This window comes from Synechococcus sp. BIOS-E4-1 (assembly GCF_014279995.1).
Lineage (GTDB): Bacteria > Cyanobacteriota > Cyanobacteriia > PCC-6307 > Cyanobiaceae > Synechococcus_C.
The window spans coordinates 1,310,992-1,323,443 of record NZ_CP047935.1 but is presented as its reverse complement, the minus strand read 5'-3'; the positions used below and the strand labels follow the sequence as shown (position 1 = coordinate 1,323,443).

Below are 12,452 nucleotides of genomic sequence, written 5' to 3'. Positions count from 1 at the left end.
TGCCCTTGTGTTGGCGTGCCGCTGATGGTGACTGAACCTGTTGGCAGATCATTGACATTGGCAACAGCTGATGTTGCGTTTGACGTCTTACTTTCAGCTGTTCCTGCTCCGTCGGTGTAGGAGGCAGTGACGCTGATCGCTGAACCAACATCTGCTTGAACAAGCGTGTAATTAGCAGAAGTTGCACCACTAATTGCAGTTCCAGCTCGCTTCCAGCCATAGGCAATCGTGCCGAGGCCATCAACATCAGCCAACGAATTCGCTGCCGTTAACGTTTCTCCTTGCTTTGCTGTTCCGCTGATCGTCACCGATCCCGTTGGGGCATCATTCAGATTGGCTATGGTGACGGTGTTATTGGCATCAGAACCGTCGTTATTGAAATTACCTGCAGCATCTGAGAACTTAGAATTAGCAACAGAGATCACACCGTCAGCAGCACTGTTGCTCGAGGCAGTAAATGTGGAGGAGTAGGAGGTTGAGGATGCCGCGTTCCAGTTAGAGAGTGCACCACCAGAAACAGTGACGTCGGATTGAACGAAATTGGAGGAGGATTCTGAGAGTAGGTATCTGATGGTTGCTGTTTCGCCTGCCTTCAGTGATGTGGCGTCAGAGCTGATGGCAATGGTGGGCCTGACGGTATCAACAGTGAGAGTGACAGTGTTATTTGAATCAGATCCGTCGTTATTGGTATTGCCTGCAGCGTCAGAGAATTTGCTTGATGCAACAGAGATCACACCGTTTGTAGTGCTATCTGCTGTTGGCGTAAAAGTTGCTGTGTAAGTCGTGCCTGAACCAGAGAAGCTTGAGAGCGTGCCACCAGTGACCGTCACATCAGAAGCAACAAAGTCGCTTGATGATTCAGAAAGCATGAATGTAGGGGTCGCAGTTTCGCCTGCTTTTAATGATGAGACATCAGAGCTGATGACAATCGTTGGTCTTGTGGTGTCGATCGCAGAGATCCAATTGCCATTGGAATCAAGCGCGGCAATAAAGACATCATCATCATCATTCCCAGCACTGCTAAGGGTGGTGCTGCCAAAGGTCGCTGTTCCCTGGAAATAGCCAGTGACAATGGAGCTACCATTACTCAGGGAGCTGACACCAACTGCGTTGTCACCGCTAGTACCAACAACTTGCTTGGCCCAGACGTAGTTGCCATTAGCGTCGAGCTTGGCAATAAAGCCATCACCATGGTATTCCCACTGATCCATTCCAGCACTGGTGAGAGTGGTGCTACCAAAGGACGCTGTTCCCAGGAAATTGCCAGTGACTATAGAGCTGCCATCACTCAGGGAACTGATGGCAGTTGCGTAGTCCCCGCTAGTGCCACCAGCTTGCTTGGCCCAGACAAATTCGCCATTAGCGTCGAGCTTGGCAATAAAGACATCATTAAGACCAGCACTGGTGAGAGTGGTGCTGCCAAAGGTCGCTGTTCCGTTGAAATAGCCAGTGACAATGGAGCTGCCATCACTCAGGGAGCTAATGCCATTTGCACCGTCCCCGCTAGTGCCACCAGCTTGCTTGACCCAGACATAGTTGCCATTAGCGTCGAGCTTGGCAATAAAGACATCATCACCACCAGCACTGGTGAGAGTGGTGTTGCCGAAGGTCGCTGTTCCGCCGAAATCGCCAGTAACAATGGAGCTACCATCACTCAGAAAGCTGATGGCAGCTCCATTGGCATTACTAGTACCACCTGCTTGTAATGGAAAAGTCATCGGAGGCAGTTTTATATGCTTTGAATGATACTCATTTTTCCAGTTTACGCCACTAATAGCAATAATTCAGTGAAGCAGATTCTATGCCTTTAACGATGACTATTTGCTCATAGAAATTCTAAACAGCTTCCATGAATTAGAATAAAATCTGACAACTAACATTGTAATAATTACAGTCAAGACGATTCCACTTACATCCTCATACTTTTGACGTTTGATTATTTGCTGGACATGAATCTACAGCAATAATTAATTCATATTCAATGTAAGTATCACCATCAGAAATAGCTGTAAGTTAATGAGATTGGGTTCGATGTTTCTCATTGATTTGAAGGTGTGGTGGAGGTGTTTCCCCCGATGAACACACCATCTCTCGAATCAATGGCTGAGGTGATGACCACCATCAAGCAGTGCAGTGATGTTGCTCACAGGTGCAGTCAGGCAATAAAAAGCCACTCTCCGGACAGAGTGGCACCCTTGAATGTTGCGTCATCATCCAATAGTCAGTTGGATGGGAAGGAAGAAATCTGCTGTGTCTCCTCGATAGGCATCCCTTCAACTGCTCACTCAATCAAATCAAGCAAGGGCTTTGCTCAAAGGCATTAAGCACAGAACGGTGTTGCTGATGAGGCGTTAGCTGGACAGTTGGAATGACCCATGACAGAAGGCAATAAAAAACCCCGCTCGTGGCGGGAGTAGTAAATATTCAGTTTCTATAAGCCCTGTCCACCATCGCCAATGCCTATGCCCGGACCGTCGTATTCAGCCCTCGCAATCAAGAGGTTTGCTTCTACCCGGGGAAGCGTCAGTGGTATTCACCTCTGGCTGGAGGAGGGAGCCATGAGTTTCTCAACAATGGCGAGCGAGTATTAGATGATCGCCTGATCTTTTACTACTACGCCACGGGCAGCACCCCGATGATGGTCAAGCCAATGGTTGGAAAGGGTTCGGTCTATGCGATGACAACCACTGATGGCAATGGCGTGCCTCTGAATGGAGCGATGACCTACAAGGTGACGTTGCCAGCGCCGATTCCGGCCAAAGACTTCTGGTCCTTCATGGTCTACGACAATCAGACTCGTTCGATCCTCGAGACCGATCAGTTTGCCGGTGGTTTGGATAGCAACTCAAAAGGCGTGAAACTGAATGATGGTGGGTCTGCGACCGTTTACTTCGGCCCCAAGGCACCGGAAGGACAAGAAGGCAATTGGGTGCAGACCATGCCCGGCAAGGGATACAACGCGATCCTTCGTCTCTATGGACCGCTTGAACCATGGTTCGAAAAAACCTGGATGCCAGGCGACTTCGAATCAGTTAAATAGCAAGACAATTATCACGCTGTAAATGCATACAGACAAACGCACCACTTGCGCAGAGAGTGGTGCTGTTCTGTGCCGCGGTTGGTGCTTTCCCCCTGGCCTGATCTATTCCTATGCAGAATCACTGCATTGATGGGGAGCATGATGGCTGGGGCTGGTGTGAATCCTGCTGATCAGCGCTGGCCTTGGTGGCCGCTGCTGCCACTAAGGAGCAAGTGCTTGTAATGGTTTTAGGGGGGTGATCCCTGAGCTGTCTCTGATTTGTTGTGCAAGTGGTCGTGATTGTGAGCAAGTCGTTGCCGTCAGTGATTGTCTTTATCTCTGCGAGCATCACGAAAAAAGCCCCTGGTTTGACCAGGGGCTTTTTTTGAAGAGGTTGTTTGATTGGAAGAGCTCAGACTCGGTAGAACCCCAGAGTGTTGTTCATCACTGCAGAGGCAGATCATTATTGAGGCTTGTCGTGGTTTGAGGCTGGCAGCTTCTGTTCTCCCTAACTTTCCTATTGGGATAGTTGTTTGAATTTGTCCGAGACACCACCACCTCAGCTGAAGCCTGGGTTTGAGGCCCTCACACTGCCTGGCAGGGGTGTGTTGTTGCTCAAAGAGGGTGGTGCCCGCGCGTTCTATGGCCCGTTGTATGAGCGGCTGATTCCGTTGCTCGATGGCACCCGACAGCCAGAGCAGATCACGGCCGAACTTCAGCCAGACTTTTCTGCCGCGGAGGTCTACTTCACCTTGATTTCCCTTCAGGCGAAGGGCTACCTCTGTGAGGGGATCTCGACGCTCACTTCGGCTGAGGCAGCGTTCTGGTCGGAGCTTGGCGTGGATCCCGAGCAGGCGGTGAGGCTCATCCGCGCATCGAAGGTTGCCCTTCACCTGCTTGGCAGCGGTTGGGATGAAGCTGTGACTCAGGTGCTGAAGCAGGCTCTTGCTGACACAGGTCTACAGGTCATCCCCGATCACTCCGATGCTGATCTGGTGGTTGTGGTGAGCGATCACTACCTCAATTCCGACCTGGATCACCTCAATACGCAGTTTCACAAGACAGGTCGAAGGTGGTTGTTGATGCGTCCCCGTGGACGCGAGCTCTGGCTGGGTCCATCCTTCGATCCCGAACACCCCGGTTGTCAGGCCTGCCTCAGCCGGTTGCTGAGGCGTCAGTCCAGTGTTGAACGGTTCGCCAGCAGTCTCAGAAAAGATTCGGATCGTCTGACGCCACCGCCGTCGATAGCACCGGGTGCGGTTGCTCTGATGGCAAGACTGGCTGCTCTTGAAGTGGGCCGAATTCTGGCGGCTGCGTCTCCGGCAACTGCTGGTCAGGTGATCAGTTTCGATCTCGCCACTTACAACAGCCGATCGCATGCACTGGTGGTTGACCCTTGCTGTGATGTCTGTGGCGAGCCGTCGAATCCACACTTTCAGCCGGTGCATCTCCAGTCCTGTGAAGTGCGCTTCCAAGAGGACGGTGGCCATCGCCATGTCTCACCAGCGGAGACGTTGGCGCGTTTCGATTCGTTGATCAGTCCGATCACAGGCATCGTGTCGGAACTGCGCCCCGTTGACAGTCCGCTGATCTCTGCCCACGTGGTGGTGGCTGGGCGGAACAGCGCTCAGCAGATTGAGACACTGGACGATCTTCGCCGCAACCTGCGCAGTTGCGCCGCTGGCAAAGGGGCGACGGAACTTCAGGCCCGCGCCAGTGCTCTTGGTGAAGCGCTCGAGCGTTACAGCGGTGAAAACCATCCAGGCATTGTGCGTGAGCGAGGCAGCTACCACGCCATGCGTGAACGCTATGGCGACGCTGTGATTCACCCCAATACGGTGATGAGACTCAGTGAACGGCAGTTCGCTCAGAGGGAGCGTCTGAACGCCCTCGGCAGCCGCTTCAACAGGGTGACTGAACCGCTTGATCCTGACCTGGATGTCGACTGGACGCCGATCTGGTCGCTCAGTCAGGAGCGTCGTTGTTATCTCCCCAGTCAACTGCTGGTGATGGGTCGCCATGATTCAGATGAGCCATGGATCGCCATGGGATGCTCCAACGGCAACGCCGCGGGTAACACGCTGGAGGAAGCGGTTCTTCAGGGTCTGCTGGAGGTGGTGGAGCGAGATTCCATTGCCATCTGGTGGTACAACCGCCTGCAGCGGCCAGGAATTGACCTGATCGAATCCGGCGATCGCTGGATCATGGATCTGATCGAGGAGTATCGCTCCAACGGCCGCGAGGTCTGGGCACTGGATATCACTGCTGACCTTGGGATTAGCTGCGTGGTGGCTCTGTCGCGTCTCGTGGAAGGTGAAACCGAGCGTATTTTATTTGGTTTTGGCTGCCATGTTGATCCACGCATGGCTGTGCAACGTTCGCTGGCCGAGATGAACCAGATGCTCGGCATCGCCGATGCGGATCTCGACAGCGCTGATGACGCTCTCGGTGATGGCGAGACGCTTCAGTGGCTGAAAACGGCGACGCTGGCGAACCAGCGTTACCTTCAGCCCGATCCGGATCAGCCGCTGCGGCGCCCTGATCAGCTCCGCGATCATCACAGCGGTGATCTCTTACTGGACATCCAGCACTGTTGCCGTTGTCTCGAGGCCAAGGGACTGGAGGTGCTGGTGCTGAATCAGACCAGGCCATTGGTAGGCCTGCCGGTGGTGAAGGTGGTGGTCCCTGGTTTACGGCATTTCTGGGCTCGTTTTGCTCCTGGACGCCTCTATGACGTGCCCGTGCAGCTTGGCTTGCTGGATCGTCCTCTGCGCGAAGAGGAACTCAACCCCATGCCCATGTTTATTTGAGATGACCCTGCTCCTAAAACTGAAGCAGGGCGTCGAGCGACAGCGTGATGGAGCTGATCTTCTCCTGCTCGACAGAGGGTTTCGATGTTTGCGCTGCAGCCATGAATCGGAATCCCTGCAGGATTTGCTGGAGTGGCTTGGTGCGGGTGGTGGAGTGCTGGGAGAGCTGATGCAGGAGAGTTCCCTGGATCAGTTCATCCAGATTCTCCAGCTGGAGCAACGGGGTTGGATCAGCCTTTCAGTCTTTGCCAACCAGATGCCTGTCCTGATCCTTGAGCCCTCTTGCGCCCAACTGAAGCGTCAGCATCCTCCCGCTGATCTCTTCAGGATGATGTGGTCAAAGCATCTTCAGATCACGCCAACTCGTCACGGTCTGCAGCTTGAGGTGCCACTGCGTGGTAGCCGTTTGCTGTTGCAGGATCGTCGACTGACTTCGCTGATCTGGGATCTCGCAGCACCTTTGCCGTCCCAAGACTGGACAGCCTGCCTGCCGAATGATCTGCTGCAGCACAGTGACGATCTGCTGGAGCTGTTGTTCACCGCCGGAGTGGTGGGTGTTGTTGATGACGATGGTCAGCTCAGCTGTGACCGCGATGCGGACAGCCAGCGCTGGTCAAGAGAAGATCTTGCCTTTCATCACCGATCGAGGCAGGGCTGGCATCAGGAGTTGATCGGGGCGACGTTTCCAGGTGAGACTGTCGAGCCAGCGCCGCCACTGCAGGCTGATATGCCCCTGGCCGATCGCATCGACCTGCCGAGGCCGGATGTCGACGAGCCGGATCCTGGTTTCTTCAACGTGCTGGAGCGCAGGGATTCAATTCGTCAACCGGGTCAAGAGCCCATCACCATTGAGCAGCTGGGCCGACTGCTCTGGGCATCGTTGCGCATTCGCAGGTCGACACAGGCCTATGCGCAAACGCCCAAGGCCTATGAGACTGGTTCTAGGCCTGTGGCCTGTGGTGGTGCTTTGCAGGAGATTGATGCCTTTCTCACCATCCGCCGCTGCAAGGGGGTGGAACCAGGTCTCTATCGATACGACAGCCTTGCTCACCAGCTGCTGCGGCTTGATCGGCTGAACACTGTCTGTGAACAGCTGCTGCAACTGGCCTGCCGATCCTCAGGCAGTTCAGAGAAGCCAGACATGCTTGTGCATCTGGCGGCCCGCTATGGCCGGGTGAGTTGGAAATATGAAGGTATTCCTTATGCGCTGATCCTTAAGCATGCTGGCGTAATCATGCAGCAGCTCTATCTGGTAGCGACAGCGCTGGATCTTGCTCCCTGTGGGCTGGGGGCGGGCGATTCGGAGCTGTTTGCGCGGGCGACGAAGATGAATCCCTACAGCGTTCCTGCCGTTGCAGAATTCATGCTCTCAGGGCGGTAGTGATTCTTTGAATTGAAAAGCGGGTAAAATTGCAACTTTACTGTGGCGCCAGATAATGATGAATGATTGCCATTTCGCTACAAATTGAATCTGCATGATGTTGGCAATGAAAGCTGAATCTATGAAAAGGTCTGGAAAAAGCTTTTGGTTATAAATCCATTTTATTGGCTCAAAAAGTGGTGATTCACTTCTTGAGCAAATTGTTAATCACTGTGACTGTATAACGTCAAGTTCAACGTTGTTTGATAATTCGCTTATTATTTCAATTTATTTGGATTGAAACCCCCGCATTCTTCGCGACCCTTGACAAGCACCGAAATTGTTCCTCCAGACACTCCCTCTAGGTCTTGATCACTGAGTTCAGTTCGATCGATGCTGTCAGCTGAAAAATCATGACCACACTCTTTCGCGATGCCGATCACCTCTTCAGTGCTTTTCGCTCCCTGAAGTTTGCTATGGAGCGATGCGTCTGTTTTGGCTTTGGAAAGAAAAGACCTGAGTTGTTCGTTTGACATCTAATTAAATTGTATCTGATTCGATTATGGCAGTCTCGGGGTTGTTGTGGCAACGCCAGCTATAGAACATTTTGCTGGCAGCAACCGCATTTTGTTTGATCGCGAACTGTGTGACGTAATAGCTATAAGCGTGGAAATCAAATTATCTAATGGAAACGAGCAGTAATTGTTTATATCCAGTATTGACCCAAAGGAAGTATTTATTTACTTATTAAAAAGTTCTTTACTATGCTGCTTACAATTGAAATGGATTAGCCCGTTATGTGTAGTTTGATTCTAATGCTGCCTTGAATGGACATTGAAACAATATTTTATTTCTCTCCCTCAAAGCCACCTATGCCTACACGACCGCATTGTGGTGGCATTGTGCATCCACAGTTGCAGCAATAGCCGACACCAGTGTTGACCGCCTGGCCCCCTGCAACACCCTGTTCCAGCTCTTCCTCCGATAAATCGATTTGAGCTTGCTTCAAGTCGGCCTCTGAGACCTTGTACCCTGCATTTTTTGCAAGCTCGATGAGATCATCAGGAGTGCCTGCGCTCCTCAATTGTTTTTGGAGACCAGCATCAGCCTGTACTGCATTCCAAAACGCCTTAAGTTGTTCTTCAGACATTGGCTGAAATCTTTCAAATATTTATTATTGTGATCATAAATCCCCTTCCCATCGCTTCTCTTAGTGTTTTTTTCTGTTTTTGCCTGTTCTCTTGATTGCTGAGCGTTTTGATGCTTTCGAAGCATGTCCGGTCAATGTCCAAGCCGCAGTGAGCTCATTTGTTACGGTCCGAGCACGTGATTGAGGATGAATATCTCGAGTAATCTCATTTTTTTAGAGAGAGATCTTTCAAAGTAAGGAAGAACTGTTGCCATTACTGCAGTGCCAAAACCGATATTGATGGATATGACTCGTCTTGGACTAAAGATTATTCATCTTAATTTATATCAAGCTTTGATGAACAAATGTCTCTCCATTGCAGGCAAATCTTTTCAATTGATGTTTTGGCACACTCTTCTGCTTTTATTGTGAGATTGTCGTGAAAAAGTGAAAATGTTATTACCTTTTTTGGCAAGGTAATCGCTTCTGTTGTAGGTCAGAAATTTTCGAATACAAGAGGTTTGTGACGTGTTTGTTTATAGGGCGTAGATTGCTTGTAAGTATCGACAGAAGCTTATCCAGCGGATTGCTTCGGCAATGAACAATTATGCAAAAGGTATGGAGCTTTGTTGTTGCGTCCAAACATCCAAGATTTTAGGTGTTTGTCGATGGTGATAGTGACGTCTATTAATGTTGTTTTGGTACGTCTGTCAAGGCCTTGAGTTATTTTAGATCGTTCTTTTTATGTGTCATTCCTTAGCGTAAACTAGGTAAATTGGTGGAAGCTAATGATAGAAGCTAATAATTGGGTGCAGAGTTTTTTCTTTCAATCATCAATGATGTTCGTGGCTTTTCCAAATTAAAGGAATTGTGATTGTTGCGCGATCAGTAACCCTTTTCGAGAGTTAATAGCAAGCTGAAGTTTTGAAGCACGACTCTATCCCCCCTGCACCACCGCAGGAGGTGCCTTCCTTCGAGTAATTTTGAGAATTGCAGAATAGACCTCCACAAGAGCCGCCGCCAGTAGTACCTTCCATTTCCTGTTGAGATAACGCGTTGTAAAAAGTTGGTACACTCTTAACTTCTTCTGCGGTGATTAAGAATCCTGTTTGCTTGGCAATTGTGACAATTGCGTCAATACTATTAGCTGCTTCAATTTTTTTTCTGAGATCAACATTGTCTTTCACCTGTTCTAGAAAAGCTTTGAGTTGTTCTTCTGACATTGATACGACGACTCTTTGCCGACCTTAGCAACGTTCAGCTGAAGCGTTATAGTTCAATTGTACTAAGCGCTCAATGCTGATTTGCAGGCTTGTGTGGCCAATTGAAGACATAAAAATTGCCTGAGGCTGCGGAGACCGTGCGAGGACCGCTTCGGCAGAATTTATTCAATTACGACTTTTTTAGTGCCAATGCCCAATTTTATGGATTGGCATTGCAAAAACGTTCTGGTGGTTGTTATGGAGGGAGTCAATAAAAAATCAATTATACGAGTGTATATGTAGCCGCTTCTTCCAGTTTTTCTTCTAATACTGATAGATCCGATTAATTCTACGTGTCTGGTTTTTTTATACAGCTACTCAACTTAACCTCGTTAGAGATTGCAGCCACTTCTTCATTAATAGCATCAACTTTGAGTTTCTCTTGAAAATTGGTGTCGCCTTTGCTCTTTGCTGGTTGTTCTGGTGTTGTTTTTATCAATTAGTATAGTGCAAGGAAATCTGTCGGAGATGTTCAGTGATTACTCGATATGCTGTGGGCTAACCATTTCTTTGTGACTGGTATTGGAAGCATGTCTGTGCGCTTTTGAGATTGATGGATGCTTTTAGGCTGAATTCATTACTTGCGGGATAAACTGAAGTGCTTGAGGTACTATTAGTGAGACACTTTAGGTTCTCAATTAATCGTCAACGAAGCCTGACGGCATTGTTGCCACGCCAGTCATTGGGGGTAGACCATTTTTCCCGCAGGTGTACCCACCAGCCACATCCTTCAACTCGTCCTCGCTCAATAATACATTTGCTGAAAGTTGATCAACTGTAAATTCATAACCGGTTTCTTCCGCGATTTTCACAACTTCCTCCGGCGATTTAGCCGCTTTTAGTTTCTCCTGAATGTTGGCATCGCCATTGACTTTTTGAAGGAAAGCTTTGAGTTGTGCTTCTGACATGGGTATCAGTACTGTTTAATAACCATAGCAACGGTCGGTCTTCCAGCCGCCCGCCTCCTCTGTTTGTGTTGGCTCACATGGATCTCATCAACACCAATAGTTCAATACACCGCTGCAGCAGCCTTGCTCACCTTGTCTTCCGTTTCATCACTCACGCCCTTTAACACCCCAGCATTAGGCCATAACCTCGCTTCCCCCTTCAATACTTCCATTGATTCATCACGTCACACCATCCGCCGAATCGCACCTTCTATAGACCCAACAAAAACGCACAGTTTTCAGTATCCGTTTATTCCGTACATCCACCCAATGCGGTAACACCTTTATCACCACACCATTAATCTCCAACATCTCGCCATCGTCGTCAGTTTTTGGAGTTTTGGGATTCAAGAAATTTGTCAACCTCAGAATATACTGGCGCAAAGATTTAAACCACCTTGAATGGCTTCCAAGTCTTAATGGTTGAGTTACTCGATATGCTCCGAACTGAAGTTATGTCCATATTCCTTGGCGATAGTAACAAGGTCATCAGGTGACATGGCTTCTTACAATCTGGCTTGAATGTTTGCATCTGCTTGAATCTTGACAAGCAAGGCTTTGAGTTTTTCTTCGGACATGAGTGGCAGGGCTGTCAACTAACTATAGTAACGGTTTGCGCAAACGTATTTGGCTAATCATCACTGCTCAATTATGCCAGCTATTGAAATCTGGCCCGCGAGTTTTTGGGTGTATCTGAAGAGATGAGCAGCCCCTGTCAATGCATAGATTTGAGTATGTAAGAGTTGTAATTATGACAGGCTTGTTGTTTTAAGGGAGGCTCCCCAGGCCCATAAGAATTAAGAGGTATCAGGTGAAGAGCAATATTAAAATAGGCTCAAAACCAGTAGTCCAGCCACACCGCAATCCACCAGGCACACCTTCTAGATCCTCTGCAGAAAGCAGTGGTTGAGCATTCTTTAAGACATCAGCAGAAGTCATGAATCCCTATGCTTTCGCAATTGCAGCAACAGCATCAGGCGCTGCACGGACCACCTCTAGTCAGAATCGTGAGTACTGAACTTCAACTGAGTGGCTTCAAGCAGCATCCAATCTGAGGACCAGAGCTGGCCCTGGTGGCCGCTGCTGCCAATCTTGAGTGCCTCATTGCAGTGGATTTGAGGGGTTGATCCCTGAGTTATCCCTGGATTTTTGTGCAACTGGTCAGAGTTATGTGCAACTGAGAGTGATCGCATGACAGACCGACTTTCGACAGAGATAACCGTCGATGGCATCAAGGCAAACGTTCGAGAAGAAATGCAAAAAGCACTTCGAGAACGAGCGAAATGATCAAGCAACTCTGCAAATGCTTAAATTCCAAGAGCCATAATCTGCAACACTGATGCAATCAATTTTGATTCTCAATAATTAATCGTAGTTTGAACTTTACATCAGTGTCACCTGCTCCGTATTCTTGATTCCAACAAGTAGCATGATTTGATCACCAGAGGAATCTGTGTACATCAAGCCATTTTCGCTATTTGTCCAGTTCCCACCTTGAACCATTGAAAGATCAATTTTGTCTTCTCCAACGGTGTAGTCCTGAATCAACGCATATCCATCGCCTGAAACGCCTAGGAAGGTATCAAAGCCTTGATCTCCCCAAGCATCACCCTGGCTGACCGCCAGGACATCATCATCCTTGCCTCCCCTGTAGATGACACCAGCAGCCACCCCAGTGATTAGGTCATTGCCGCGGTTGCCGTTGATAAAAGTACCCTCAATAGCACCAAGGACTTCGAAAGTGTCATTGTCATCGCCACCAGAAATATGACTTTTGCCTGCACTTACTTTAAAAGTATCTTCACCAATTGAACCAAGGAAAAAATTGTCTGTGCCCCCTTTGACTTCAAAGAAGTCGCTGCCTTTGCCTCCGAGGAATTGACTGTCTTGCGAATCAAAGACGATAAAATGATCATTGCCATTAT

At 49.2% G+C, this 12,452-nt stretch carries 8 protein-coding genes and 1 pseudogene; 3 read left to right on the top strand and 6 right to left on the bottom strand.

Annotated features, from left to right (window positions below):
* Positions 1-1,718 (bottom strand): Ig-like domain-containing protein (locus tag SynBIOSE41_RS06930; RefSeq protein WP_222930590.1); only part of this gene is annotated, 1,718 nt, incomplete at its 3' end.
* Between the two features lie 959 nt (positions 1,719-2,677).
* Between SynBIOSE41_RS06930 and SynBIOSE41_RS18045 the strand changes: the two genes are divergently transcribed.
* The 3 genes from SynBIOSE41_RS18045 to SynBIOSE41_RS06915 all read left to right on the top strand — a co-directional run bounded on the left by SynBIOSE41_RS18045 (position 2,678) and on the right by SynBIOSE41_RS06915 (position 7,210).
* Positions 2,678-3,040: a DUF1214 domain-containing protein gene (locus SynBIOSE41_RS18045; protein WP_255475991.1), complete on the top strand. Its 363-nt coding sequence runs from the start codon at positions 2,678-2,680 to the stop codon at positions 3,038-3,040.
* Positions 3,041-3,552: 512 nt separating this feature from the next.
* Positions 3,553-5,829: a TOMM precursor leader peptide-binding protein gene (locus SynBIOSE41_RS06920; RefSeq protein WP_186540156.1), complete on the top strand. Its 2,277-nt coding sequence runs from the start codon at positions 3,553-3,555 to the stop codon at positions 5,827-5,829.
* A gap of 1 nt (position 5,830) precedes the next feature.
* Positions 5,831-7,210: a SagB family peptide dehydrogenase gene (locus SynBIOSE41_RS06915; protein ID WP_186540155.1), complete on the top strand. Its 1,380-nt coding sequence runs from the start codon at positions 5,831-5,833 to the stop codon at positions 7,208-7,210.
* A gap of 257 nt (positions 7,211-7,467) precedes the next feature.
* Here the strand turns inward: SynBIOSE41_RS06915 and SynBIOSE41_RS06910 are convergent, their stop codons facing one another.
* The 5 genes and pseudogenes from SynBIOSE41_RS06910 to SynBIOSE41_RS06890 all read right to left on the bottom strand — a co-directional run.
* Positions 7,468-7,725 carry a Nif11-like leader peptide family natural product precursor gene (locus tag SynBIOSE41_RS06910; protein ID WP_186540154.1) on the bottom strand — a complete coding sequence of 86 codons (258 nt, stop codon included), beginning with the start codon at positions 7,723-7,725 and terminating at the stop codon, positions 7,468-7,470.
* 311 nt (positions 7,726-8,036) lie between these two features.
* Positions 8,037-8,339, bottom strand: coding sequence for a Nif11-like leader peptide family natural product precursor (locus tag SynBIOSE41_RS06905; protein WP_186540153.1), 303 nt, complete (start codon positions 8,337-8,339; stop codon positions 8,037-8,039).
* Between the two features lie 884 nt (positions 8,340-9,223).
* Positions 9,224-9,541: a Nif11-like leader peptide family natural product precursor gene (locus SynBIOSE41_RS06900; protein WP_186540152.1), complete on the bottom strand. Its 318-nt coding sequence runs from the start codon at positions 9,539-9,541 to the stop codon at positions 9,224-9,226.
* A 677-nt stretch (positions 9,542-10,218) separates the two neighbouring features.
* Positions 10,219-10,488, bottom strand: a complete 270-nt coding sequence (locus SynBIOSE41_RS06895) for a Nif11-like leader peptide family natural product precursor (RefSeq protein ID WP_186540151.1) — start codon at positions 10,486-10,488, stop codon at positions 10,219-10,221.
* Positions 10,489-11,910: 1,422 nt separating this feature from the next.
* Positions 11,911-12,452, bottom strand: a pseudogene (locus tag SynBIOSE41_RS06890) (hypothetical protein); the annotation flags it as partial.